This window comes from Pseudorhodoferax sp. Leaf267 (assembly GCF_001422405.1).
Lineage (GTDB): Bacteria > Pseudomonadota > Gammaproteobacteria > Burkholderiales > Burkholderiaceae_C > Pseudorhodoferax.
Genome location: NZ_LMMV01000002.1, coordinates 50846 through 74958, shown reverse-complemented (window position 1 = coordinate 74958; position 24113 = coordinate 50846). Strand labels below are relative to the sequence as shown.

Sequence of the window (24113 nt, the reverse complement as noted above, 5' to 3'; positions counted from 1 at the left end):
CGGGCCCCGACGTCCAGGGACGCCGACATGGCCGAAACGGTGCTGCGGCGCGCCGGCTTCGACGCCCAGCCCTTTGCCACGCTCGAAGAGCTGGTCCATGAGATGGGCCGTGGGGCCGGCGCCATCTTGCTCGCCGAGGAAGCCCTGACCGATCCGGCCGCCCCGGCCATGAAACGCGCGCTGGCCGAGCAGCCGGCCTGGTCCGACCTGCCGCTGCTGGTGCTGGCCCGCCCGGGCGCGGACTCGCGCGCCATCGGCGAGGCCATGGCCACGGCCGCCAACGTGACCGTGATCGAGCGACCCGTGCGCGTGGCGTCGTTCGTGAGCTCGGTGCGCTCGGCCATGCGGGCACGCCTGCGCCAGTACGACCTGCGTGCCACGCTGCAGGGCCTGCGCGAGGCCGACCAGCGCAAGACCGAGTTCCTCGCCACGCTGGCGCACGAGCTGCGCAACCCGCTGGCGCCGCTGCTGACCGCGATCTCGCTGCTGGACCGCAAGAAGCCCGAGCCGGCCGAGGCCACGCGGCACTACGCCATGATGCGGCGCCAGATCGACCACATGGTGCGGCTGGTGGACGACCTCATGGAGGTCTCGCGCATCACGCGCGGCAAGATCGAGCTGGACCTGGCGCCCGTGGAGCTGCAGCGGGTGCTGGGTGACGCCATCGAGCTGAGCCGGCCGCTGCTGGACAGGGCCCAGCACCAGTTCGAGGTGGACATCCCGGCCGAGCCCCTGGTGCTGCAGGGCGACGGCGTGCGGCTGACGCAGGTGTTCTCCAACCTGCTCAACAACGCTGCCAAGTACACCCCGCGTGCCGGCCACATCGCCGTGGCAGCCCGGCGCGACGCCGACCAGGCCATCGTGGACGTGCGCGACAACGGCATCGGCATCGCGCCCGAGATGCTGGGCTCGATCTTCGACATGTTCGTGCAGGCCAGCGGCACGGCCAAGACGGCCCAGGGCGGGCTGGGCATCGGGCTGACGCTGGTGCGCAGCCTGGTCGAGCTGCACGGCGGCCGCGTCGATGTGGCCAGCGCCGGCCTGGGCCAGGGCGCGCAATTCTCGGTGCGCCTGCCCTTGCAGAGCGTGCAGGCAGCGCCGCCCGCGCCCGTCGCCGCCGCGCCGGCCGCCATGCCCGTGCACACGGCCAAGGCCCTGGTGGTCGACGACAACCACGACGCTGCCGACACGCTGGCCGAGTTCCTGGATGCGCTGGGCTTCGAAGTGACCGTGGCCTACAGCGGCCAGGCCGCGCTGGAACGGCTGGCCGGCGAGCTGCCCACGCTGGCCATCCTGGACATCGGCATGCCCGGCATGGACGGCTGCGAGCTGGCGCGCCACATCCGCAACGATCCGGCCCATGCCGGCATGGTGCTGGTGGCGCTGACCGGCTGGGGCCAGGCGCGCGACCGCGAGCGCACGCGCGCCGCGGGGTTCGACCACCACCTGGTCAAGCCGCTGGACGTGGACCACCTCATGGCCATCCTGCAGACGCTGCAGCCCGCCTGATCAGTCGCTGAGCAGCTCGCCTATCGGCTGCAGGTCTTCCACGTGGTCGCAGACCGCCTTGATGACCATCATGATCGGGATGCCCAGCAGCAGGCCCGGGATGCCCCAGAGCCAGCCCCAGAAGATCACGCCCACGAACACGGCCACCGGGTTCATGCGGCTGGTGCGGCTGGTCAGGAACGGCACCAGCAGTTGGCCCACCAGCATGTGGATCAGCAGCGAGCTGCCGGCGATCAACGCGGCCGTCTCGTAGCTGTTGAACTGCAGCAGCGCCAGCAGGCCCGCGCCCACCATGACCAGCATCGAGCCCAGGTACGGAATCAGGTTGGTCACGCCAGCCACGATGCCCCACACCGCCGCGTTGTCCAGCCCGAAGGCCCAGAAGGTCAGGCCCGTGGCAACGCCCACGAGCGCGCTGGTCAGGATCTGCACTAGCAGGTAGCGTTCCACGTTGGCCGCGATGTCGTCCAGCACGTGGACGGTGATCTTCTTTTTCTGCAGGCTGGCTCCGCTGATCTTGACGAGCTTGCGCCGGAAGGTGGTGCCCGAGCCCAGCGCGAAGTAGGTGAGGAACACCACCATGGTCATCTGCGCGGCCGCGCTCATAAGGCCCACCGTGCCGGTCCACAGGTAGTCGCGCACGTTGAAGCGCGGCCGTTCGATCACCACACGCGTGACACCGCGGCGCGGCAGTTCCTTGGCGGCCGAGGCCTCGGCCGCCTGCTCCAGCTGCGCCGCGGCCTGTTGCACCGTCTGCAACGCGCTGACGTCGTTCTTGCCCCCGCTCAGCATGATCAGGCGCAGCTTCTGCGCCGCCACCGGCAAGGAATCGAGCAGGGAACCAGCGCTGGCCGACAGGGACCAGGCGGTCCAGCCCATGGCGCCCACCAGGCTCAGCAGCACCACGGCCGATCCGATCCAGGGGGAGATGTGCCAGCGCGCGAGCCACACCACGGCGGGCGACAGTGCGTAGGTCAGCAGCAGGCTCAGCATCAGCGGGATGAAGACCGGCGCCGCCCATTGCAGCGCGAAGACACAGGCCAGCACAGTGAGCACCGCCAGCGAGGCGTTGCGCATGTTGACGGCCGCATCCGGGAGCACATGGCCACTGTCTGGCGCGGGTGGGTTCTGCTCTTGTTCGCCTGCCATCGCCTTGTCCTGTGCCGAATTTCCAGATGACGCGGATCGTGCGCCGGCATACATGTGACGCGTTGCGGGCGCCGCGCCCGGATGTGTGCAGGACAACGCCGCGAGTTGCAGCCGGAAGGCTGGCACTCGGTGGGGCGCTCCTAGAATCCAAACGCCCTCACCGTACGCGGGCTATTTCAGTTCCTCAGCGAAAGGTATCCATGGCTTCCCACGACCAAACATTGCTCGCCGTCCTACAGGAAGACGAGGCAGACCTGTTGGGTAGCTGGCTCTCCGCGGCCCAGGGCAAGAGCCCCTCGATCAGCGCCAAGTCCGAAGCGCAGGATCTGCTCAAGGCCCTGATCGGCGCGCTGCACTCCGACGGTGCCGACGACCTGGCCTCGCCCGGCTGGTCGACCACGAGGAAGGTGCTGGAATCGCTGTCGGCCTCGCGCGCGGCGCAGGGCCAGAACGCGGGTGACACCAGCGCCTTCGTGCTGGCCCTGAAGCTGCCCGTGTTCGCCGCACTGCAGCGCCGCCTGGGCAAGGACAGCAAGACGCTGCTGCAAGCCGTGACCAGCGTGACCACCAAGCTCGACGCCATGGCGCACTGGACCGTGACGGCCTTCCAGCGCTCGCGCGAAGAGATCATCAAGCGCCAGCAAGACGAGCTGCTCGAGCTCTCCACACCCGTCATCAAGCTGTGGGACGGCGTGCTGGCCGTGCCCATGATCGGCACGCTGGACTCGGCGCGCACGCAAATGGTGATGGAGGCGCTGCTGCAGCGCATCGTCGAGACCGAATCGGAGCTGGCCATCATCGACATCACGGGCGTGCCCACCGTGGACACGCTGGTCGCGCAGCACCTGCTCAAGACCGTCACCGCCATCCGGCTCATGGGTGCGGACTGCATCATCAGCGGCGTGCGCCCGCAGATCGCGCAGACCATCGTGCACCTGGGCGTGGACCTGCAGGGCGTGACCACCAAGGCCACGCTGGCCGCGGCCCTGGCCTTGGCGCTCAAGCGCGGCGGCTACACCGTGACGAAATCCTGAGGCCGCCATGTACCGCATCCCGATCCTGCAGATGGGCAGCGCGCTGCTCGTGACCATCCAGGTGGACATGGAAGACCAGACGGCCCTGCTGCTGCAGGACGACCTGGCCAACAAGATCGAGGCCACGGGCGCCGACGGCGTGCTGATCGACATCTCGGCGCTGGAGATCGTGGACTCGTTCGTCGGCCGCATGCTGGCCTCGATCTCGGGCATCGCCAGCGTGCTAGACGCCACCACGGTGGTGGTCGGCATGCAGCCGGCCGTGGCCATCACGCTCGTGGAACTGGGCCTGTCGCTGGACGGCGTGAAGACCGCGCTGAACGTGCGCCGCGGCATGCAGCTGCTGCAGGCCGCGCGCAGTGGAGACCATCTCGATGAACACTGAGCCCGAGGGAACGATGCCGCTGCGGGCCGAGGCCGACATCGTGGCCAGCCGCCAGCACGTGCGCCGGCTCACGCAGCAGCTGGGCTTCAGCCTGGTCGACCAGACCAAGATGATCACCGCGGCCAGCGAGCTGTCGCGCAACACCGTGACCTACGGCGGCGGCGGCGAGATGCAGTGGGCGCTGCTGGAAGACGGCATCAAGCGCGGCCTGCGCCTGCGCTTCGTCGACCAGGGGCCCGGCATCCCCGACCTCACCCTGGCACTCAAGGACGGCTGGACCTCCGGCAAGGGCATGGGCCTGGGCCTGTCGGGCAGCCGGCGCCTGGTCCATGAGTTCGACATCGAATCGACCGTGGGCACGGGCACCTGCGTGAGCGTGACGCGATGGAAGTGATCCACGGCGCGGCGCACGCCGCATTTCCCATGGGCGACGCCAGCCGCGTGGGCGAGGCGCGCCGGCATGCTGCCACGCTGGCAACCGCGCTGGGCTGGGACGACACCACGGCCGGCCGTCTCGCGCTGGTCGTGACCGAGCTGGCCGGCAACCTCGTGCGCCACGCCCGCCACGGCCGGCTGCTGCTGGCTGCGCGCGGCGGCGCCGTGCCCGAGATCGAAGTGCTCTCGCTCGACGAAGGCCCGGGCATCGCCGACACGGCCCGCGCCTTGGGCGACGGCTTTTCCACGGGCGGCACGCCGGGCACGGGCCTGGGGGCCGTGCGCCGGCTGGCCGACGACTTCGACCTGCATTCCGAGGTGCCCGGCGGCACGGTGGTCGTGGCGCGTGTGCGGCGCGCCCGAGCCAGGCCGCCGGCGCGTGCATTCCGCTTCGGCGTCGCTGCGGTCTGCGCGCCGGGCGAGACGGTCAGCGGCGACGGCTGGGCGCTGGCCCTGGACGGGCCGCGCGCCGCCGTGCTGATGGCCGACGGCCTGGGCCACGGTCCGCAGGCGGCCGAGGCCGCGCAGGCCGCCATCGCCCAGTTCGCCAAGGCCCCCTTCATGCCGCTGGACGAGACACTCACGCTGGCCCACGCGGCCCTGCGCATCACGCGTGGCGCGGCGGCCGCCTATGTGATCGCCGACGCCAAGGCCGGCACCGTGCGCAGCGCCGGCGCCGGCAACATCACCACGCGCATGGTCTCGGGCACGGTCAACAAGACGCTGCTGAGCCAGCACGGCACGCTGGGCGTGCACATGCGCAAGCCCGAGCCCGTGGACGCGCCCTGGCCCGACCACGCGCTGCTGGTGCTGCACAGCGACGGCGTGCAGACGCGCTGGCCGGCCGAGCTGCTGGCGCCGCTGCTCATGCGCGACCCGGCCCTGGGCGCGGCCTGGCTGCTGCGCCACCACCTGCGCGGGCGCGACGACGCGACCGTGATGCTCTTGCAAAGGAGCTGAGCCATGGCCTCCGACGACACCACCCTCCCCCTGGCCGAGCAGCTGGCCGACGCGCAGGCGCAGGTCGCCGCGCTGGCCGCCGAGCTCGAGGAGACCAACCGCGGCGTGCTCGCGCTGTATGCCGAGCTGGACGTGCAGGCCGAGGCTCTGCGCCAGGCCAACGAGCTCAAGAGCCGCTTCCTGGCCTACATGAGCCACGAGTTCCGCACGCCGCTGGGCGCGATCCAGAGCATCGCGCGCCTGCTGATCGACCGGCTGGACGGCCCGCTGACCGACGAGCAGGACCGCCAGGTGCGCTTCATCCAGCAGACCACGGCCGAGTTTGCAGAGATGGTCAACGATCTGCTGGACCTGGCCAAGGTCGAGGCTGGCCGCATCGACGTCTCGCAGGCCTGGTTCGACATGGTCGACCTGTTCGCGGCGCTGCGCGGCATGTTCAAGCCTGTGCTGACCAACCCCGACGTCACGCTGGTCTTCGAGGACCCGGTGGACGTGCCTGCCGTCTTCAGCGACGACCGCAAGCTGGCGCAGATCCTGCGCAACTACATCAGCAATGCGCTGAAATTCACACAGCGCGGCGAGGTGCGTGTCGCGGCGCGCCGCACGGCGGACGACCAGATCGTGTTCTCGGTGGCCGACACCGGCATCGGCATCGCCAGGGAATACCACCACGCGATGTTCCAGGACTTCTCGCAGATCGATTCGCCGATCCAGAAGAGCCTGCGCGGCACCGGCCTGGGGCTGTCGCTGTCGCGCCGCCTGGCCGAACTGCTGGGTGGCAGCGTGTCCATGGAGAGCGAGCCCGACCAGGGCTCGACCTTCTACGTGACTATCCCCCTGCAATCCGGCCCGGCCGCGCCATCGGCCACGGGCGCCCATCGTTGACGAGCATGCACAAGATCAGCATCACCATCGACCGCTCGCGGCACAAGGTGCTGGTGGTGGACGACACGCCGGCCACGCGCTATTCGACCTGCCGCGTGCTGCGCGCGGCGGGCTTCGAGGTGATCGAGGCCGAGACCGGCGAGGCCGGGCTCGCAATGGCGCGGGCAGGCGATGTGTCGGCCGTGGTGCTGGACGTGCACCTGCCCGACATGGACGGCTTCACGGTCTGCCGCGTGCTGCGCGAGCGCACCGAAACCGTGGTGCTGCCCGTGGTCCACCTGTCGGCCACCTACATCGACAGCTCGGACAAGGTGGCCGGCTTGAACTCGGGTGCCGACGCCTACCTGGAGCACCCGGTCGAGCCGGCGATCCTGATCGCCACGGTGCAGGCCCTGATCCGCGCGCGCACGGCCGAGGACCAGCTGCGCCAGGCCGAGGAGCGCTACAAGCAGCTGGTGCTGGAACGCGAGCAGGCCGCGCGCGCCAACGCCGAGCGCCACAGCCGCACCAAGGACGATTTCGTGGCCGTGCTGTCGCATGAACTGCGCAACCCGCTCAACGCGATCATGATGAACACGCATGTGCTGCTGCGCAAGGAACTGGCGCCCGACGTGGCCAAGGGCCTGGACGCGATCCGCCGCAACGCGCAGACGCAGGCCCGCATCATCTCGGACATCCTGGACGTCTCGCGCATCAACTCCGGCAAGCTGGACCTGCAGCGCGAGCTGGCCGACCCGGCCGCCCTGGTGCAGTCGTCCATCGACGCGATGCGCCCGATGATCGAGTCGCGCAAGCTCACGCTGCACCTGGACATCGCGCCGGTCGGCCCCGTGCTACTGGACCCGGCGCGCTTTCAGCAGATGTTCTGGAACATCTTCAACAACGCGATCAAGTTCTCCAGCGCCGGCGGTGCGGTGCGCGTGGAACTGACCGAGGACGACGGCGTACTGACGCTGGGCGTGATCGACACCGGCAAGGGCATCGACCCCGGATTCATCGACCGCGTGTTCGAGAAGTTCAGCCAGAGCGATGCCCCCGGCAAGCGCGCGCACGGCGGCCTGGGCCTGGGCCTGTCCATCGTCAAGCACCTGGCCGAGCTGCACGGCGGCAGCGTGAGCATCAGCAGCCCGGGCTTGAACGCCGGCACCACGGTGCGCATCCACCTGCCCATCGTCGTGCAGGCCGCGGCCTCGGCCAACGAGGCCGTCGAGTCCATGCCGGCCGGGCTGGACTATGCGTCGCTGGCCAGCCTGGGCGGCAAGCGCGTGCTGGTGGTGGAGGACGACCGCGATGCGGCCGAGATGCTGGCCCACATCCTGGAGGACCGCGGTGCCGATGTCGCGGTGGCCGGTGACTACGACGAGGCCATCGCACAGCTGCAGACGCGCCGGCCCGACCTGCTCATCAGCGACATCGGCCTGCCCGGCAAGGACGGTTATGCACTCGTGCGCGCGCTGCGCGCCATGGAGGCCGGCGGCCCGCGCGCCCCGGCCATCGCGCTGACGGCCTTCGGCCGCCCCGACGACCGCGACATGGCGCTGCAGTCCGGCTTCGATCTGCACGTGGCCAAGCCGTTCGAGCCGCTGCTGCTGCTGAACGCCATCCGCCGCCTGCTGGGGTAATCAACCACCCCGTTTGAATGGCTCACTGCGTGTAGCCATTCCATCCCGCTCCAGGGGCGCCGCCAGCGGCCGAGCGGAGCCCGTTGCACGGCGGCCGCTGGCATGGCCTGCTCCGCGGACTTCTGAGCTTGTGCTTGCGGGTCGGATCGTTGGCTGCAGGTCGCGCGTCGCGCGATGGCAACTGCTGCTTATTGGCTGCGGTGCAGCGGCAGGCCAGCCACGTCCAGCCTGGCCTGCAGCACCTGGCCGTGCGTGGAGTCGGTGACGAACAGCGTGCGCCGGTCTTCACCGCCGAAAGCCAGGTTGGTCGTCGATGCACCCGCCGGGCCGCGCAGCACCAGCACCGGCTCGGCCCGCGCATTGAGCACCCACACGTAACCCAAGCCGGGGTTGGCCACGAGCACCCTGCCCTGCGTGTCGACGGCCAGCCCATCCGGCCCGCTGGGGCCGTAGGACGTGAAGAACTGACTGACCTTGGCCACGCTGCCGTCGGGCAGCAGCGGCACGCGCCATACGCAGTTGCCGCGCGTGACGGCCACGTACAAAAGCTTGCCGTCCGGCGACAGCGCCACGCCGTTCGGACTGGGCACGTTGGAAAGCAACAGGTCGAGCTGGCCATCGGGCCGCAGCCGGTACAGCCGGCCCGTGGGGTCGTGCAGCCCGGTCTGGCCCTGGTCGGTGAAGTACAGGTTGCCGGCCGCGTCGAACACCAGGTCGTTCACGCCCTTGAAGCGCTCGGAGTTGCGGCGCTGCAGGTGCGGCGTGACCTGGCCCGTCGTCACGTCCAGCCGCATGAGGCCGTTCTTGTAGTCGGTGATGAGCAGCGTGCGCGCGTCGATGAACTTCATGCCGTTGGGCTCGCCGTCGTACTCGGCGACCAGCGACCAGGCGCCTGCCGTGTCGATGCGCAAGATGCGGCCCCAGGGGATGTCGCTCACGTACAGGTTGCCCGCATCGTCGAGCACCGGGCCTTCGAGGAACGAGTCGGTGACGGTGCCGCCACGGTTGGCGTCGGCCCATTCACTGCGCTCGGCGCGGCGCAGGGCGGCGGGCATGGACGTGAAGACGTCGAGGTCGCGGACCTCGGGGGCTTGCAGCAGGAACATCGAAGGTCTCCTCGAAAGAATCAAAAGCCGTAGAGCCGGGCCGGGTTGTCGACAAGGATGCGGTCCATGACGGCATCCTCGTCACACCAGGCGCGCAGCACGTCGAGCAGGTCGGCGTCGTTCACCGTATCGGGCGCCTCGGTCGTGTGCGGCCAGTCGCTGCCCCAGACCAGGCGCTCGGGTGCAGCCTGCACCAAGGCGCGGCCCAGGGCCTGCGCGTCGCCATAGGCCGGCCCGCCCTCGCGCGAACGCATGTAGACGCCCGAGAGCTTGACCCAGGTGTGGCCCGCGTCCAGCAGCCGGCGCAGCACGGCGAACGCTTCGCTGGCCGGGCCCTCGGCCGGGTCGATGCGGCCCATGTGGTCGATGACCAGCGGGACGGGCAGGGACGCCAGCACGGGCTCCATCGCGACGATCTGCTCGGGCTGCGCGAAAACCTGGACGTGCCAGCCCAGCCGCGCGGCCTTGCGCGCCAGCGTGTCCAGCATCTGCGGCGTGGTCGCGCCCCAGGACTGCGGCGAGACAAAGTTCACGCGCAGTCCGCGTACGCCGGCCGCATGCAGGCGGTCGAGCTCGGCATCGGCCACCTCGGCATCGACCACGGCCACGCCGCGCGCACCGTCGCCCAGCTGCGCCAGCGCGTCCAGCGTGCAGGCGTTGTCGGTGCCATAGGTGGACGGCGTGACGACCACCGTGCGCGCCGTGCCCAGGCGGTGCTGCAGCTGCCGGTAAGAGCCCACCCCGGCCTGCGGCGGCGTGCGCGGCCAGTGCGGCGACGGCGCGAAGCGCGGGTCGAAGATGTGCATGTGGCTGTCGCAGGCCATGGCGGGCAATGCACGTGCGGGACGGTTCGCACCCACGGAATGCGGGACCGGCATGTCAGCGCCGCCCGGCCGCCCGAAGGCGCTGACGCACCCCCCACGGGGGCAGCGATACGCGAAGCGATGAGCGTGGGGGCCTCATGACTAATCGAGTTTGATGCCACCCTTGCGCACGACCTCGGCCCATTTCGTGTCCTCCTTCTTCAGGAAAGCCGCGAACTCGGCCGGCGTGGAGCCCACGGGCTGCGTGCCCATGTCCACGAAGCGCTGCTTGACCTCGTCTTCGGCCAGCACCGCGGCCACGGCCTTGTGCAGCGCATCGGCGGTGGCGGCGGGCACGCCGGCCGGCAGCAGCAGGCCGTGCCATTCGTAGGCCTCGTACCCGGGCACGGCGGCCTCGGCCACGGTGGGCACGTTCGGCAGGCGCTTGCTGCGCTCGGTGCCGGACACGGCCAGCGCACGCAGCTTGCCCGACTCGATCAGCGAGGACGAGGCCGCCACGGTGGCGAACATGAAGTCCACCTGCCCGCCCGTCACGTCCACGATGGCCGGGCCGCCGCTCTTGTAGCCCACGTGCACCATGTCCAGGTCCAGCTTCTGGCGGAACAGCTCGGCCGCCAGCCGCTGCACCGTGCCACTGCCGCCCGAGGCGTAGTTCAGCTTGCCGGGCTGGGCCTTGGCGCGGGCCACCAGGTCCTTCACGTCCTTGACGGGCGAGTCGGCCTTGACGATCAGCACGTTGGGCGCCAGCGCCACCAGGGCCAGCGGCTGCAGCGCGCCCGCGGCATAGGGCATCTTGGGGAACAGGTGCGGGTTGATGGAATACGGCGTCGCGTCGTACAGCAGCGTGGTGCCGTCGGGCTTGGCCTTGGCGACATAGCTCTCGCCGATGGTGCCGCTGGCGCCCGCGCGGTTGTCCACGATCACGCTGGTGCCGAGCCTGGTGCCCAGGCGCTGCGCGACCACCCGGGCCAGCGCATCGGCCGCGCCGCCGGGGGCGTAGGGCACGACGATGGTGACGGTCTTGTCGGCGAACTGGGCATGCGCGATGCCGGCCACGAGGGCGCAGGCGACGACGAGGCTTCGGACGATGGTCTTCATGGATGGATCTCCTGAGGGTTCGATGGTGTTCGGATGGCAGGCGTTCACTCGGCCTTGAGGTCGAGCGCGCGGGCCAGCTGGCTGTAGTCGCGCACCTCGCGCTGCAGCTGCGCGGCGAACGGTGCGCCGCACAGGCCCTGGGCTTGCATGCCCATGCCGCGCAGCTTGTCGACGGTGGCGGGGGCGCGCACGAACTCCTGCGCGACGCGCTCGAGCGCGGCCAGCACCGCGGCCGGCGCGCCGGCCGGCGCCAGCAGGCCATACCAGGCGTCGGCGCTGTAGCCTTTCACGCCGGCCTCTTCGAAGGTCGGCACGTCGGGCAGCAGCGGCGAACGGCGGGGCGAGGCCACGGCCAGCGCCGTGAGCTTGCCGGACTGCACCTGCGGCAGCACCGAGCCCAGCGTGGCGAACGAGCTGTCGACCTGGCCGCCGATGAGGTCGGTCACGGCCTGCGCCGCGCCCTTGTACGGGATGTGGTTCATCGCCGTGCCGGTCAGCCGCGTGAACTGCGCGCTGGCGAAATGGCCCGAGCTGCCGCTGCCCGGCGTGGCATAGGTGCGCGCGCCGGGCTCAGCCTTGACCTTCTGCAAGAAGTCCGCGAGCGTCTTGACCGGCAGGGCCGGGCCGACCGCTAGCACCGTGGGGCTGACCGCCAGCGTGCAGACCGGCGCGAACGACTTGACCGCGTCGAATTTCACGCGGCTCGCGTACAGCGCCGGGATCATGGTGTGGTTGGTCGCGCCCAGCAGCAACGTGTAGCCGTCGGGCGGCGCGCTGGCCACGGCCTCGGCCGCCAGGATGGTGTTGGCGCCGGGCTTGTTGTCCACGACGAAGGGCTGGCCCAGCGCACGCGCGGCATGGTCGGCAAAGGCGCGCGCCACCACGTCGGTCGGGCCGCCGGCCGAGAAGCCGACGACCAGGCGCACGGGCTTGGCGGGCCAGGCGGCCTGCGCGCTGGCCGTGCCCGCCGCGAGCAGCGCCGTGAGTGCCAAGGCCAGGCGCGCGCCGATGGATGCACAGGTGAATGTCATGGTGTCTCCGGAGAATGTCTTGCCCCCTCTCCCACACGGGGAGAGAGGAGCCAAAGCGCGCTCAGCGCGTCACGCAGCGGCCGTCTGCCGTGCCAGCACGGCCAGCAGGTTCTGCGCAGCCGCCACGCCCATGTTCACGTAGGCGTCGCTGGTCACGCCGCCGATGTGCGGGCTCAGCACGATGTTCTTTTCGCCCTGGAACGGGTGGCCTGCCACCATGGGCTCGACGGCGAAGCTGTCCAGCCCGGCCGACGCGACCTGGCCCGACCGCACCGCGGCCAGCAGCGCGGCCTCGTCGATCAAGCCGCCGCGCGCGGTGTTCACCACGATCACGCCGCGCTTGCACTGCGCCAGCGTGTCGGCATTGAGCAGGCCGCGGTTCTCGTCCATCAGCGGGCAGTGCAGCGAGATGGCGTCGGACTCGCGCCAGATCGTCGCCAGGTCCACGCTCTGCACGTAGTCGGGCAGGTTCTTGGCAAACGGGTCGAAGCCGATCACGCGCATGCCCAGGGCGTCGGCCATGCGTGCGAAGCGCAGGCCGATGGCGCCCAGGCCGACCAGGCCGACCGTGCGGCCACCCAGTTCCAGGCTCTTGTGCGTGGCCTTGTCCCAGTGGCCGGCGTGCATGCGCGCGTCCAGCGCCACCACGGACTTGGCGCAGGCCAGCAACAGCGCCAGGGCCTGCTCGGCCACAGCCGCTGCATTGGCACCCGCAGCCGCCACCACCTCGATGCCGCGCGCCTTGGCCGCCACCTTGTCGATGGTGTCGGTGCCGCTGCCGTGCTTGGAGATCACCTTCAGCGACGGCGCCGCGTCCATGACCGTGGCGCCGACCTTGCCGTAGCGCACGATGATGGCCACGGGGTCGTGCGCGCGGCACAGCGCGACCAGGTCGTCCTCGGTCGGCGTCTTGCCGGCATAGAGGACGTCATGGCCTTCGAGCAGGGCCAGGGCCTGCGGCGCAAGGTCGGCGCCAGTGACGAGTACGGCGCTCACAGCGTCTCCCCTTCCTTCAGCACGCCGGCATTGCGCAGCGCGGCGGTCAGCCATTTCGCGGCGGTGTCGCCTTCCTTGATGGCCGCAATCCGCGCGGCTTCGTCCTTGACCTTCTTGGCGGCCAGCGGCAGCAGGCCGGCAAGCTTGTCGCGCTCGACCACGACCACGCCATCGGCATCGCCGATCACGAAGTCGCCGGGGTAGACCGTCACGCCGCCCACCGACACCGGGTGGCCGATGCGGCCGCCCACGTTCTTGGTCGGGCCGTTGGGGTTGGTGCCCACGCTGAACACGGGGTAGTCCATCTCGTCGATCTCGATGCTGTCGCGCGCGGCACCGTCCATCACCACGCCGGCGATGCCGAGCTGGCGGCAGGCCGTCATCATGATGGTGCCCATGAGCGCGGAGGTCTGGTCGCCCTTGCCGTCGATGACCAGCACGTCGCCCGGCTTGGCCAGCGCGATGGCGGCGTGGATCATGAGGTTGTCGCCGGGGCGCACTTCCACCGTGATGGCGGTGCCGGCCAGCTTCATGCGGGGGTGCAGCGGCTTGATGCGGCCGTGCAGCGCGCCGCGGCGGCCGGCGACGTCTGCAAAGATGGCGGGCTGGAACTGGGCGGCCTGCGCGACGAGGTCGGCGGGCACACGTTCGAAGCTGCGGATGATGTCGGGAAGAGTGGACATGTCGGGTCTTTCGATGCGGTGGAAGAAGGGTTCGGGCATGGCGCTGCCCACGCGGGTGCTGGAACCCGCTTGCAGCAGCAGTGGAGAAAGGGTGGCGCAGCCCTGGCGCCGGAGACTCAGTCGACCTTGGCGCCGGATTCCTGGACGACCTTGCCCCAACGCACGATCTCGCTCTTGATCAAGGCGCCGAACTGCTCGGGCGTGCTGCCGCGCACCTCGGCGCCTTGTGCGGCCAGCTTCTTCTTGATCTCGGCGTCGCCGAGCGCCTGGTTGAAAGCGGTGTTCAGCCTGGCCACCGCATCCTTGGGCAGGCCGTCCGGGCCGGCCACGCCGAACCAGGTCACGGCCTCGAAGCCCTTGTAGCCGGACTCGGCGACGGTGGGCACGTTGGGCAGGTCGGCCGTGCGCTGCTGCGAGGTGACGGCGATGGCGCGCATCTTGCCGTTCTTGATGTAGCCGATCAGCGTGGGCACGGACGACATGTACATCTGGATCTGGCCGCCGATCAGGTCGGTGGAGCCCTGGGCCGCGCCCTTGTACGGCACGTGCGTGAACTTCACGCCGGCCTGCTTCTGCAGCAGCTCGGCCGCCAGGTGGGCCACGGTGCCGTTGCCCGAGCTCGCGTAGTTCAGTGTCTCGGGCTTGGCCTTGGCCGCGGCGACCACGTCGGCCAGGGTCTTGTACGGCGAGTTGGCCGCGACCACGAGCACCAGCGGCGCTTGCGCGACCAGGCCGACCGGGGCCAGGTCGGTCTCGGGCTTGTAGGGCAGCTTGGGGTACAGCGTGGGGTTGATGGCCAGGTTGCTGGTCTGGCCCAGCACCAGCGTGTAGCCGTCGGCCGGGGCCTTGGCGGCCGTGTCCACGCCCAGGTTGCCGCCAGAGCCGGGCTTGTTGTCGATGATGATGGTCCAACCGTTGGCCGTGGCCACCTTGTTGGCGACTTCACGCGCGATGAGGTCGGTGCCGCCGCCGGCCGGGAACGGCACGACGAGGCGGATGGGGCGTGAGGGATAAGGTGCCTGCGACCACGCGGGGGCGCTGGCCAGGGTGGCGAACGCCGAGGCGATCAGGACGAGGTGGCGGCGGCGTGGCAGGTGCATAGTCTTGTCTCCGGTTGGGAACTGCCCTGGCGCAACCGTTGCGTGGCGGGCGTTCGATGGAGGCAAGTATTCGTGCTGGACTGCAATAGGTCCAATCGAAACTTTCTTGCAATCGATAAATGGTGCTTGGGGTATTCAGGCTGGCGTCTCGTGGCTGGCGTGCCGTGCAAGCAAAGCCATCAGCCGCTGCGCAGCCGGCGAAACGTAGCCGGTGTCGCGCCAGGTGGCCACCAGCCGGCGCCGCATCGTGGTGGCCGGGATGCCGACCTCGCGCAGCGCCGCGCCCGAGCGCCCGGCCTGCAGGTGCAGGCGCGAGATGAAGCTCAGGAGGCCGGTCTCGCCGATCAGCGCGGGCAGCATCAGGAGCATGGTGCTTTCCACCTGCACCACCGGCCGCGGCAGGTTGTGGCGGTCGAAGGTCTGGTCCAGCCAGTCGCGCGTGGGCGCGCCGGGCGGTTGCAGCACCCAGCGCCAGCGCGCGAGGTCTTTCAAGGCCGGCCGAGGCCTGTCGAACACCGGGTGGCCAGCGCTGGCTGCGACCACGATCAAGTCCTCTGCCAGGTACTGCGAGGCGAAGCCGGACTCGCGCGCACCCTCGGTGCCGACCATGAGGTCGATGTCGCCGGAGCGCAGCAGCGGCGTGAGCACGTCGACCAGGCCCACGTGCGTCTTGAGCGTGACCTCGGGCGCCTCGGCGATCAGGTCGCGCGCCACGGGCGGCAGCAGGAACTGCGCGGCCGTCGGCACGATGCCCAGCTTGACATGGCCCGACAGGCCGCGGCCGATGTCGCCGATCTCGCGCCGCGCGCTCTCCACGTCCAGCCGCGTGCGCTGCGCCCAGCGCAGCAGCGCATGGCCGGCAGCCGTGAGCTTGATGCCGCGCCCGGTCTTCTCGAACAGCGCGGCGCCGCAGGCCTCCTCCAGGCGGCGCACGCAGCTCGTGAGCGCGGGCTGCGTGCGGTGCAGCCGCTCGGACGCGCGGCCCATGTGCTCGAGCTCGGCGATGACTTCGAAATACTGCAGATCGCGCAGGTCCAAGGGTGGTCTCCGCCATGGTGTCGATGGATGTGGGCGGCGCATGCTTTGCACCGGTGGGACAGCGCCCACAACCACACTGGCCGCATGATGGCAGACAGCCCCATCCCTGTACGCGAGGATGGCGAACCAATTTCCAGGAGCTTCCCGCATGACCCATCGCCCCGCGCCCTCGGCCCACTTGTACAAAGCGCCGATCGCCCTGCTGCTGGGGCTTGCGCTGGTCGGCTGTGGCGAGACCTCCAAGCTGCCCGACACGACAGGGATCGGCTCTGCGCCCCAGCTGCCGGCGCCTGGGGGCAGCCTGATCCCCACCGTCAAGGTCGCGCCCGTCAAGGGCTGGCCCGCGGGCACCATGCCCACGCCGGCCGCCGGCACCAAGGTGCAGGCCTTCGCGACCGGGCTGGACCACCCCCGCTGGCTGTACACACTGCCCAACGGCGACGTGCTGGTGGCCGAGTCCAACAAGCCGGCCAACGCGGGCGAAGGCAAGAAGCCCTCGATCCGCGGCTGGGTGCAGGGCCTGTTCATGAAGCGTGCCGGTGCCGCCGTGCCCAGCGCCGACCGCATCACGCTGCTGCGCGACGCCGACGGCGACGGCGTGGCAGAGGTCAAGACTGTGTTGCTGCAAGGCCTGACCTCGCCCTTTGGCATGGCGCTGGTGGGCAACGAGCTGTTCGTCGCGAACGCCGACGCGGTCGTCAAGTTCCCGTTCACGCAGGGCCAGACCAGCATCACGGCGGCCGCGACCAAGGTGGCCGACCTGCCCTCGAAGATCAACCACCACTGGACGAAGAACCTGCTGCCCAATGCCGACGGCAGCAAGCTCTACGTGACCGTGGGCTCGAACAGCAACATCGGCGAGAACGGTCTGGAGAACGAGGAAGGCCGCGCCGCGATCTGGGAGGTCGACGCCAAGACCGGCACGCACCGCATCTTCGCCTCGGGCCTGCGCAACCCCAACGGCCTGGCCTGGGAGCCCGTGACGGGCAAGCTGTGGACGGTGGTCAACGAGCGCGACGAGCTGGGCAACGACCTGGTGCCCGACTACATGACCTCGGTGCAGGACGGAGGCTTCTACGGTTGGCCCTGGAGCTACTACGGCCAGCATGTGGACGAGCGCGTGAAGCCGCCCATGCCCGACATGGTCGCCAAGGCCATCAAGCCCGACTACGCGCTGGGCTCGCACGTGGCCGCACTGGGCCTGGCGATCTCCGACGGCAAGCAGATGGTGGGCCGGTACGGCGCGGGCGCCTTCATCGGCGAGCACGGCTCGTGGAACCGCAAGCCGGTCAGCGGCTACAAGGTGGTGTTCGTGCCCTTCATGCACGGCATCCCGTCGGGCATGCCGCAGGATGTGTTGACGGGGTTCCTGAACGCCGACGGCGAGGCCCTGGGCCGGCCCGTGGGCGTGGTGTTCGATGCCAAGGGCGCACTGCTGGTGGCCGACGACGTGGGCAACGCCGTGTGGCGCGTGGCACCCGCTGCGCCATGACACCGTGGTCTAAACCATGCCAGATCTCGCCGCGCTGTTCGGCCTGTCGCTGCCGCCGGCCGAGATCCTGATCCGCGGCACGGCGGTCTACTGGTTTTTGTTTTTGCTGTTCCGCTTCGTGCTGCGGCGCGACACGGGCGCGATGGCGATCACCGACGTGCTGTTGCTGGTCGTCATCGCCGACGCCGCGCAGAACGCGATGGCCGGCGAATACACCTCGATCACCGACGGCGTGCTGCTGGTCTCGACCATCGCGTTCTGGAACTATGCGCTGGACTGGGCCGCCTACCACTGGCTGCCGGTGCGGCATTTCGTGGAGGGCGAGCCCCTGCACCTGGTGCGCAATGGCAAGGTGGACCGGCGCAGCATGCGCCGCGAGCTCATGACCATGGACGACCTGATGGCCGCGCTGCGCGAGCACGGCGTGGAGTGCATCGACCAGGTCAAGAGCGCGCGCATGGAAAAGGACGGTGAGATCAGCATCATCCGCCGCGACGAAGACAGCGACGATGCGGCGCCCAAGAAGGACGGCAAGCTGCCGGTGTAGCACCGGCAGCCCGTCGATCAACCCTTGGCGACGGCCCGGGCCGCGCGGGCCCGCACATCCTCGATCAGGTCGAGGATGGTCTTTTGCCGCGCGTTGGCCACGGTGCCCGCTGTCACAGCCGCCTTCAGGGCATCGAGCTCGGCCGGCGTCTTGCTGTAGTCACTCTTCTTCACCGACGCGAACATGGCCTTGCTCTGGGCCAGCAGTGCGGCACGGCTGGCCGCTGCGTTGGCGGGCGTCGTGAAGTCGGCATCGGCCAGCGCGCGGATGCCCTGGTCGATCTTGGACCAGGAGGACGACATGGGCACCAGGTCGGTCGTCGTCATCAGCGTGCCGACCAGCCTGGCGGCCGTGCCGGCCTGGGCGATGAAGACCTCGGGCATGAAGCGGTCCAGGCCTGGGTAGAAGGCCTGGTAGCCCGAACTGGGCCAGTCGCCCGTCACATGCCACACCGGGTGGTTGCCCAGCGATTCGAGGTGGGCTGCGAAGTTGCGGCCGAACCAGTTGTTCTGCGCCTGGCCGTTCACGCCGGGGCGTTCCTCAGCGTTGACCTGCGCCCGCGGCAGTGCAGCCATCTTCACGGCCTCGATCGCCTTCTCGACGTTGATGTCGTTGCCATGCGTGTTGATGTAGGTGGTCATGGCGCGGCCCGTGGCGCGGAACTCGTTGCCCGCATCGGCCATCTGCGCACCGCCCACGTGTTCCATGGACACGCCGCCGATCACGTACTTGCTGAGCCGGTCGTGGTTGTCCTCCACGAAGTCATAGGGGTAGGTGCGCTCGGCACCCGGCACGAAATGCCGCGTGTCGAACACCATGAAGATGCTGCGCGGCCGCTCGGCCTGCGGGATCTGCGCGTAGTACTTCACCACGGCCAGGATGCCGAGAGCGCCGGCGTCCTGGATCAGCGCGGGGCCGTCCACGTGCGTGGCCATCATGACGGCCGTGTCCTTGGCGGTGCCGAAGTCCTTGCCCGGCAGCGTGGCCACCAGCGTGTAGGCCAGTGCGTCCTGCTCGACCTGGGCGTCGAGCTTCAGCGTGGCGGTCTTGCCGGCGCGGGCGTCCTCGATGACCTTGGCGCCGTTCACCTTGTCCAGCAACAGGCCAGGCACCTCATAGCGGTTCGGCGTGCCGTGCTGGCGCCCGCCCTGCGCGGCACCGGGCGGCATGTCCATCACCACCACATGACCGACCGGCTTGTTGGTGGCACTGCGGAAGAAGTTGTTGATGGTGGTGCCCATCTGGCCGTACTGCTGGCGGTTGCGGTAGCTGGCCTCGTAGCTCGGGTCGACCGCCTGGAACGGGGCCAGGAACTGGTCTTCGTTGGTGCGGAATTCGTAGTCCGTGTAACCCGCGCTGTTGCCCGTGTAGGTATAGGGTGCCTGCTTCACGACCACGATCTTGCCGGCCATCTGCGCCGCCGTGGGGCGGCTGGCAGCGGGCACGGACAGGTCGTACAGCACCATGGCGGCAGTGACGCCGTTCGGGCCGGTGGAGCCGGACTGCGTGGCGTAGGAGGCCACGTCCACGGCCGTGCCGTCGGAGGTCAGCGACCAGCCCGTCTTGTCGGGGTATTCGGTGGTGTACCAGCGCTCATAGGGGAAGCGCGCGCGGGTGATGTTCTGCGCGCCGTATTCCTCCAGGCGCTGCTCGATGAAGCCCATGTAGGACTTCCAGGCCGGCGATCCGGTGTAGGTGGCGCCCCAGGACGCCTTGGCCTGGAACCAGGCGGTCGCGTCGGCGGGGCTGATGAGCTGTGCCTTGTCGACGGTGGTGAGCCGCGTGTCGAAGTTGCCGGTGGCTTTGTCGTCGTCGCCGGAGCCGCCGTTGCAGGCGACGAGCGTGGTGGCCAGTGCGAGTGCGCCGAAGCGCCACGCAGAGCTGCGCGTGATGGTCATGGTGTGTCTCCGTGTGAGGCGCCTGGTATGCCGCGCGGCGTCCCGCTGGCATTGAAGGCGTGAATGGTTGGCTCGCGAGCCGGGCAGATTCTCCAAGCGTCGCGCCCAGGCGTCCAATTCAAATATGACCTCTGTCATTCGAATCTAGAATGCAGCGATGGCCGCACCCGCCGTTCTGTTGGCACGCCTCATGGCCCGCGCCCGGCTGCGCCACCTGCAGCTGCTGGTGCGCATCGCCGAGCTCGAAAGCTTGCAGAAGGCGGCCGAGTCCATCGGCATGAGCCAGCCCGGCGCCACGCATGCGCTGGCCGAGATCGAGACCATCCTGGGCGTGCCGCTGTTCGAGCGCCACTCGCGCGGCATGCGGCCCAGCGCCTTCGGCCATGCGCTGCTGCCCCTGGTGCGCGTGGCGCTGCGCCAGCTGCAGGCTTGCGCCGAGACCGTGGCGTCGATGAACAACGGCGCGGCCGGCATGGTGCGCATCGCCGCCATCGGTGCGGCCGTGTCGGGGCTGCTGGCCCAGGTGCTGCCGTCGTTCAGCACGGCGCATGCCGAGGTGGCCGTCGACGTGCGGCCCGCGTCGGTGGACGAGTTGCTCAAGCTCATGGAAGAGCACAGCGTGGACCTGCTGGCCTGCCGCGCACCCGCGCAGCTGCCCGGCGACCTGGACTTCGTGCCGCTGCTGGACGACCGCTACACCGTGGCCTGCCGCGCCGGGCACCCGCTGGCCCGGCGCAAGTCCGTAGCCATCGATCAACTGGCGCAGGCGACCTGGCTGGTGCCGCCGCCCACCGGCATCGCGGCGCGCGACTTCGACCTGCTATGCCAGGCCCTGGGCATCGTGCCGCCGGCCTGCTGGATCAGCGGGCGCTCGGTGCTGCTCACGCTGGCCATGCTGCAGCAGCGCGACCTGCTGGTCTTCATTCCACGCAACACCATCGTGCAGCTGCTGGACACGGGCCTGTTGGTCGAGCTGCCCTGCGGCCCCGCGTTCCGGGCCACGCTGCCGCCCGTAGGCCTGGTGGTGCCGCGCGATCAGGCCCGTTGCAGCGAGGCCGTGCAGCGCTTCATCGCCCACGCCCGGCATCAGGCGCTGGCACCTGCGCCGACGCCGCCGCGCGCGACGCGAGGGCCTCGCCGAAGCGCTGCCTGAAGCGCGGCACGTCGGCCGCGACGGTCTCGGCAAAGGCCTGCTGCTGCGCGGCCGACGGCACGGCCGAGCCCAGCGCCTGCAGCTTGCGCTGCACCTCGGGCATGGCCAGCGCGCCGCGCAGCGCGGCCTGCAGCGGCGCACGTGCAGCCGGCGGCGTGCCCTGCGCGACGAACCATCCGGCCCAGCCCACGAGCGGCGCCTGCGCACCGCCGGCCGGGCTGGCCATCCATTGCGTGAGGTTGGCCAGCACCTTGACCTGGCCGCGCTCCACGGCCACGGTGGCGGCCGGCGCGGCCACGACGGCCATGTCGATGTGGCCGCCGATCAGGTCGTTGATCAGCACCGACGAGCCCTTGTAAGGCACGTGCAGCAGGTCCATGCGCAGTTGCCGCGCGATGGTCGGCAGGGCCATGTACTGCAGCGTCTCGGTGCCGGGGTGGCCGGCCGACAGGGCCTTGCCGCGTTGCTCCACCAAGCCGGGCAGGTCCTCCAGGCCTTCGACCGGCAGCGTGGACGCGGCGATCACCACGAAGTCGCTGCTGCCCACCTGCCCCACGGGCGCGAGGTCCTGCGCGGTGTAGCCCACGTGGGGCATCTGGAACGGCGCGAGGATGACTGTGTTGACGTTGCCGGCCAGCACCGTGCAGCCGTCGTCGGGCTGGCGCAGCACGTGCTGCACGGCAACGGCGCCCGATGCACCGCCGATGTTGCGCACGAGGAAGCTGCGTTCCGCGGCGCGGCCGGCGGCGTCGGCCACCACGCGCATGACGGCATCCATGGAGCCGCCCGCTGGGTAGGGGACGACCAGGGAGATGGGGCCGGTGGGGCAGGCGAAGGCTGCGGGAACAGCCGTCCACAGCGCCAGCGCGCACCAGCGGGCCTGTGTTGCAGCGGAGCGCAGAGTGACGACGGGCATGGCACCGGATGGTACGGCGCACGTGCATGGCAGGGGCGAAGCTGGTGTCGCGCAGCAGACGCCGCACCCGCGCACCCGCCTTGTTTTCGCCTGGAAGTCCACCGAGCCGGACAGCATCGGCATGCGTGGCGCGGCGAAGGTCACGGAGGTGCTGGTGATCCAGTATTCGGAGCCGAACGACGTTCTCCAGGCTGGCGCGCAGCGTGACGGGCTTGCCCGACACCTTGGTCGCGTAGCGTGCGCTGAACCTGTCGGGGTCATTGGCCAGGCGGCGTTGATCGCAACGGGCCACCTGATCTCATGGACCGCCACCTGCGTCCTCAGCTTTCCTCGGTCCGCTTTCCCACCGACTTCGTACTGCCTGGACTTCTGCGGCGCGAAGACTTCGTCACCGTTCTCGGCGGCGGCCGGCGCAACACCACCGCGCAACAGCCCGGCCGTGGGCGAGACCGCGCTCTTGTGGCAAGTGCTTACGCCCAGGGCAATCGTCGAGGCGTCGTGCGACCAGCGCAGGCCGCGGCCGCCACAGTCCAGGCCCAGCGAGCCCAGGCTCTGCAGCACCGAAGCACGGCGCGCTCGTACACTGCCCAGCCGCCCGCCAGTCCCGCGCCCCCGCGCGAACCTCCATGCCCTTCTCCTCCCTCGGGCTGCTGCCCGCCCTGGCCCAGGCCGCTGCCGAACAAGGCTACGCCGCGCCCACGCCCATCCAGGCCGAGGCCATCCCCGTCGTGCTGCGCGGCCAGGACCTGCGCGCCGGCGCACACACGGGATCGGGCAAGACCGCGGCTTACCTGCTGCCGCTGCTGCAACGCTGGCACACCACGCCGCGCCACCGCTCGCAGCGCCGGCTGCACACGCTGGTTCTGGTGCCCACGCGCGAGCTGGCCGCCCAGGTGGCCGACAGCCTGCATGCGCTGGCCGCGCAACTGCCCGAGCGGCCCAAGGTCGTGCGCGCGATCGGCGGCCTGTCGGTCAACCCACAGATGCTGGCGCTGCGCGGTGGCGCCGATTTCGTGATCGGCACGCCGGGCCGCGTGCTCGACCTGGCCGAGCGCAACGCGCTCAAGCTGGGCGATCTGGCGGTGCTGGTGCTCGACGAGGCCGACCGTCTGCTCGACCTGGGCTTTGCCGACGAGCTGAACCGCGTGCTGGCGCTGCTGCCCAGCGAGCGCCAGACGCTGTTCTTCTCGGCCACCTTCCCGCCTGCTGCCAAGGCGCTGGCCGACAGCCTGCTGCGCGATGCGGCCAGCATCGAGGTGGCAGCCCTGCCCGCCTCGGTGCCCGACATCACGCAGCGCGCCATCGCCGTCGACCAGGCCCGCCGCACGCAGTTGCTGCGCCATCTGATCGCGACCGAGCCCTGGCCGCAGGTGCTGGTGTTCGTGGCGACCAAGCACGCCTGCGAGACCGTGGCCGACAAGCTGCGCAAGGCCGACATCCTGGCCGAGCCGCTGCACGGCGAGCTGAGCCAGGGCAAACGCACGCAGGTGCTGGCCGACCTGAAGGCCGGCCGCGTGCAGGTGGTCGTGGCGACCGACCTGGCCGCGCGCGGCATCGACGTGGCGCAATTGCCGGCCGTCGTGAACTACGACCTGGCCCGCTCGGCCACCGACCACCTGCACCGCATCGGCCGCACCGGCCGCGCCGGCGCTGCGGGGCTGGCCATCAGCTTCGTGCCGGCCGCGTCCGAGGCGCATTTCAGGCTCATCGAAAAACGCCAGGGCAAACCCGTGGCGCGCGAGCAGGTCGCCGGTTTCGAGCCGGTGGAGCTGCCGCCAGCCGTGCCCCACGTGGGCGGCATCAAGGGCAAGCGGCCCAGCAAGAAGGACAAGCTGCGCGCCGCCGCAGCAGCCCAGGCACCCACGCCGGGCAAGACGGCATGACGCTGGACTACCTGCTGTTCGACACCAGCGAAGGCAGCGACGGCACCGGCCTGTTCGAAGCCATGGCGGCCGTGGCGCCTGCGCACGCGGCCGCTGTCGAGGCCGAGATCGCGCAGGTGCTGGCCTGGGCCGAAGCACAGTTCCCGGGCGGCCGCGCGCCGGTGGAGGACGGTGGCGACTGGGACGCCGAGCTGCAGGTCACGGACGAGGCCGATGGCGGCATCGCACGCCGCGTGTACACGCTGTCGATCGGTGGGTCCGAGGCATTCTGCGCGGCGTTTGCCGGCCGGTTCGGCGATGCGCTGGCCTGACGTCCGGCGCGCCGCTGCGGCCCGAGCGCAGCCCATGCAGACGGCGGTGGACTGACAC

General features: G+C 70.2%; 23 protein-coding genes. 12 read left to right on the top strand and 11 right to left on the bottom strand.

The window, feature by feature from the left end; translation table 11 throughout:
• The first annotated feature begins 27 nt into the window (after window positions 1–27).
• The gene (locus tag ASF43_RS07120; RefSeq protein ID WP_082497684.1) at window positions 28–1509 is read left to right on the top strand and encodes an ATP-binding protein; all 1482 of its coding nucleotides are present in this window, start codon (window positions 28–30) and stop codon (window positions 1507–1509) included.
• On the opposite strand, the gene ASF43_RS07115 is transcribed toward ASF43_RS07120, so the two are convergent.
• Window positions 1510–2658, bottom strand: coding sequence for an AI-2E family transporter (locus tag ASF43_RS07115; RefSeq protein ID WP_056178312.1), 1149 nt, complete (start codon window positions 2656–2658; stop codon window positions 1510–1512).
• A gap of 200 nt (window positions 2659–2858) precedes the next feature.
• Between ASF43_RS07115 and ASF43_RS07110 the strand changes: the two genes are divergently transcribed.
• From ASF43_RS07110 to ASF43_RS07085, 6 genes are read left to right on the top strand one after another with little or no spacing between them, the layout of a single operon-like run.
• On the top strand, window positions 2859–3692 hold the full coding sequence (locus tag ASF43_RS07110; protein WP_056178310.1) for an STAS domain-containing protein: 834 nt from the start codon (window positions 2859–2861) through the stop codon (window positions 3690–3692).
• Window positions 3693–3699: 7 nt separating this feature from the next.
• Complete coding sequence (locus ASF43_RS07105) at window positions 3700–4077, top strand: STAS domain-containing protein (RefSeq protein WP_056178307.1); 378 nt, start codon at window positions 3700–3702, stop codon at window positions 4075–4077.
• Window positions 4067–4471 (top strand): anti-sigma regulatory factor, encoded by a 405-nt coding sequence (locus ASF43_RS07100; protein WP_056178752.1) that lies wholly within the window; start codon window positions 4067–4069, stop codon window positions 4469–4471. The genes ASF43_RS07105 and ASF43_RS07100 overlap by 11 nt, the downstream gene beginning before the upstream one ends.
• On the top strand, window positions 4462–5472 hold the full coding sequence (locus ASF43_RS07095) for an ATP-binding protein (RefSeq protein ID WP_056178305.1): 1011 nt from the start codon (window positions 4462–4464) through the stop codon (window positions 5470–5472). The genes ASF43_RS07100 and ASF43_RS07095 overlap by 10 nt, the downstream gene beginning before the upstream one ends.
• Window positions 5473–5475: 3 nt before the next feature.
• Window positions 5476–6357, top strand: coding sequence for a sensor histidine kinase KdpD (locus ASF43_RS07090; RefSeq protein WP_056178303.1), 882 nt, complete (start codon window positions 5476–5478; stop codon window positions 6355–6357).
• Window positions 6358–6362: 5 nt separating this feature from the next.
• The gene (locus tag ASF43_RS07085) at window positions 6363–7979 is read left to right on the top strand and encodes a response regulator (protein WP_056178300.1); all 1617 of its coding nucleotides are present in this window, start codon (window positions 6363–6365) and stop codon (window positions 7977–7979) included.
• 188 nt (window positions 7980–8167) lie between these two features.
• Here ASF43_RS07085 and ASF43_RS07080 read toward each other — a convergent pair whose 3' ends face one another.
• From ASF43_RS07080 to ASF43_RS07045, 8 genes are all read right to left on the bottom strand, one after another.
• On the bottom strand, window positions 8168–9085 hold the full coding sequence (locus ASF43_RS07080) for an SMP-30/gluconolactonase/LRE family protein (RefSeq protein WP_056178298.1): 918 nt from the start codon (window positions 9083–9085) through the stop codon (window positions 8168–8170).
• A 20-nt stretch (window positions 9086–9105) separates the two neighbouring features.
• Window positions 9106–9963 (bottom strand): amidohydrolase, encoded by an 858-nt coding sequence (locus ASF43_RS07075; RefSeq protein WP_056178296.1) that lies wholly within the window; start codon window positions 9961–9963, stop codon window positions 9106–9108.
• Between the two features lie 87 nt (window positions 9964–10050).
• Window positions 10051–11007, bottom strand: coding sequence for a tripartite tricarboxylate transporter substrate binding protein (locus tag ASF43_RS07070; protein WP_056178295.1), 957 nt, complete (start codon window positions 11005–11007; stop codon window positions 10051–10053).
• Between the two features lie 44 nt (window positions 11008–11051).
• A complete protein-coding gene (locus ASF43_RS07065; RefSeq protein ID WP_056178293.1) occupies window positions 11052–12038 on the bottom strand; it encodes a tripartite tricarboxylate transporter substrate binding protein in 987 nt (328 codons plus the stop codon).
• A 69-nt stretch (window positions 12039–12107) separates the two neighbouring features.
• The gene (locus ASF43_RS07060) at window positions 12108–13034 is read right to left on the bottom strand and encodes an NAD(P)-dependent oxidoreductase (RefSeq protein ID WP_056178291.1); all 927 of its coding nucleotides are present in this window, start codon (window positions 13032–13034) and stop codon (window positions 12108–12110) included.
• Window positions 13031–13717 (bottom strand): RraA family protein, encoded by a 687-nt coding sequence (locus ASF43_RS07055; RefSeq protein WP_056178749.1) that lies wholly within the window; start codon window positions 13715–13717, stop codon window positions 13031–13033. The genes ASF43_RS07060 and ASF43_RS07055 overlap by 4 nt, the downstream gene beginning before the upstream one ends.
• Before the next feature lie 116 nt (window positions 13718–13833).
• Entirely contained in the window at window positions 13834–14817 is a 984-nt protein-coding gene (locus tag ASF43_RS07050) for a tripartite tricarboxylate transporter substrate binding protein (RefSeq protein ID WP_056178289.1), read from the bottom strand.
• A 135-nt stretch (window positions 14818–14952) separates the two neighbouring features.
• Window positions 14953–15855 (bottom strand): LysR family transcriptional regulator, encoded by a 903-nt coding sequence (locus tag ASF43_RS07045; protein ID WP_056178287.1) that lies wholly within the window; start codon window positions 15853–15855, stop codon window positions 14953–14955.
• A 148-nt stretch (window positions 15856–16003) separates the two neighbouring features.
• Between ASF43_RS07045 and ASF43_RS07040 the strand changes: the two genes are divergently transcribed.
• Window positions 16004–17347 (top strand): sorbosone dehydrogenase family protein, encoded by a 1344-nt coding sequence (locus ASF43_RS07040; RefSeq protein ID WP_056178285.1) that lies wholly within the window; start codon window positions 16004–16006, stop codon window positions 17345–17347.
• Between the two features lie 16 nt (window positions 17348–17363).
• Entirely contained in the window at window positions 17364–17894 is a 531-nt protein-coding gene (locus ASF43_RS07035) for a DUF421 domain-containing protein (RefSeq protein WP_056178283.1), read from the top strand.
• A 17-nt stretch (window positions 17895–17911) separates the two neighbouring features.
• Here the strand turns inward: ASF43_RS07035 and ASF43_RS07030 are convergent, their stop codons facing one another.
• Complete coding sequence (locus ASF43_RS07030) at window positions 17912–19792, bottom strand: hypothetical protein (RefSeq protein ID WP_056178280.1); 1881 nt, start codon at window positions 19790–19792, stop codon at window positions 17912–17914.
• A 157-nt stretch (window positions 19793–19949) separates the two neighbouring features.
• On the opposite strand from ASF43_RS07030, the gene ASF43_RS07025 reads away from it, so the two are divergent.
• Window positions 19950–20945 (top strand): LysR family transcriptional regulator, encoded by a 996-nt coding sequence (locus tag ASF43_RS07025; RefSeq protein WP_056178277.1) that lies wholly within the window; start codon window positions 19950–19952, stop codon window positions 20943–20945.
• Here ASF43_RS07025 and ASF43_RS31215 read toward each other — a convergent pair.
• Window positions 20860–21861, bottom strand: a complete 1002-nt coding sequence (locus tag ASF43_RS31215) for a tripartite tricarboxylate transporter substrate binding protein (protein ID WP_056178276.1) — start codon at window positions 21859–21861, stop codon at window positions 20860–20862. The two genes, ASF43_RS07025 and ASF43_RS31215, sit on opposite strands and share 86 nt — an antisense overlap.
• 626 nt (window positions 21862–22487) lie before the next feature.
• Between ASF43_RS31215 and ASF43_RS07015 the strand changes: the two genes are divergently transcribed.
• Window positions 22488–23744 (top strand): DEAD/DEAH box helicase, encoded by a 1257-nt coding sequence (locus ASF43_RS07015; protein WP_056178274.1) that lies wholly within the window; start codon window positions 22488–22490, stop codon window positions 23742–23744.
• On the top strand, window positions 23741–24055 hold the full coding sequence (locus tag ASF43_RS07010; protein ID WP_056178272.1) for a hypothetical protein: 315 nt from the start codon (window positions 23741–23743) through the stop codon (window positions 24053–24055). Before ASF43_RS07015 ends, ASF43_RS07010 begins: the two co-directional genes overlap by 4 nt.
• The last annotated feature ends 58 nt before the right edge of the window (window positions 24056–24113 follow it).

Excerpts from the sequence above, each read along its gene's own strand:
- ASF43_RS07090 (WP_056178303.1), top strand. The coding sequence starts at position 5,476 with ATGGCCTCCGACGACACCACCCTCCCCCTGGCCGAGCAGCTGGCCGAC.
- ASF43_RS07120 (WP_082497684.1), top strand. The coding sequence starts at position 28 with ATGGCCGAAACGGTGCTGCGGCGCGCCGGCTTCGACGCCCAGCCCTTT.
- ASF43_RS07080 (WP_056178298.1), bottom strand. The coding sequence starts at position 9,085 with ATGTTCCTGCTGCAAGCCCCCGAGGTCCGCGACCTCGACGTCTTCACG.
- ASF43_RS07025 (WP_056178277.1), top strand. The coding sequence starts at position 19,950 with ATGGCCGCACCCGCCGTTCTGTTGGCACGCCTCATGGCCCGCGCCCGG.
- ASF43_RS07115 (WP_056178312.1), bottom strand. The coding sequence starts at position 2,658 with ATGGCAGGCGAACAAGAGCAGAACCCACCCGCGCCAGACAGTGGCCAT.
- ASF43_RS07095 (WP_056178305.1), top strand. The coding sequence starts at position 4,462 with ATGGAAGTGATCCACGGCGCGGCGCACGCCGCATTTCCCATGGGCGAC.
- ASF43_RS07010 (WP_056178272.1), top strand. The coding sequence starts at position 23,741 with ATGACGCTGGACTACCTGCTGTTCGACACCAGCGAAGGCAGCGACGGC.
- ASF43_RS07055 (WP_056178749.1), bottom strand. The coding sequence starts at position 13,717 with ATGTCCACTCTTCCCGACATCATCCGCAGCTTCGAACGTGTGCCCGCC.
- ASF43_RS07085 (WP_056178300.1), top strand. The coding sequence starts at position 6,363 with ATGCACAAGATCAGCATCACCATCGACCGCTCGCGGCACAAGGTGCTG.
- ASF43_RS07100 (WP_056178752.1), top strand. The coding sequence starts at position 4,067 with ATGAACACTGAGCCCGAGGGAACGATGCCGCTGCGGGCCGAGGCCGAC.
- ASF43_RS07030 (WP_056178280.1), bottom strand. The coding sequence starts at position 19,792 with ATGACCATCACGCGCAGCTCTGCGTGGCGCTTCGGCGCACTCGCACTG.
- ASF43_RS07105 (WP_056178307.1), top strand. The coding sequence starts at position 3,700 with ATGTACCGCATCCCGATCCTGCAGATGGGCAGCGCGCTGCTCGTGACC.
- ASF43_RS07075 (WP_056178296.1), bottom strand. The coding sequence starts at position 9,963 with ATGCCGGTCCCGCATTCCGTGGGTGCGAACCGTCCCGCACGTGCATTG.
- ASF43_RS07110 (WP_056178310.1), top strand. The coding sequence starts at position 2,859 with ATGGCTTCCCACGACCAAACATTGCTCGCCGTCCTACAGGAAGACGAG.
- ASF43_RS07065 (WP_056178293.1), bottom strand. The coding sequence starts at position 12,038 with ATGACATTCACCTGTGCATCCATCGGCGCGCGCCTGGCCTTGGCACTC.
- ASF43_RS07050 (WP_056178289.1), bottom strand. The coding sequence starts at position 14,817 with ATGCACCTGCCACGCCGCCGCCACCTCGTCCTGATCGCCTCGGCGTTC.
- ASF43_RS07015 (WP_056178274.1), top strand. The coding sequence starts at position 22,488 with ATGCCCTTCTCCTCCCTCGGGCTGCTGCCCGCCCTGGCCCAGGCCGCT.
- ASF43_RS07035 (WP_056178283.1), top strand. The coding sequence starts at position 17,364 with ATGCCAGATCTCGCCGCGCTGTTCGGCCTGTCGCTGCCGCCGGCCGAG.
- ASF43_RS07070 (WP_056178295.1), bottom strand. The coding sequence starts at position 11,007 with ATGAAGACCATCGTCCGAAGCCTCGTCGTCGCCTGCGCCCTCGTGGCC.
- ASF43_RS31215 (WP_056178276.1), bottom strand. The coding sequence starts at position 21,861 with ATGCCCGTCGTCACTCTGCGCTCCGCTGCAACACAGGCCCGCTGGTGC.
- ASF43_RS07040 (WP_056178285.1), top strand. The coding sequence starts at position 16,004 with ATGACCCATCGCCCCGCGCCCTCGGCCCACTTGTACAAAGCGCCGATC.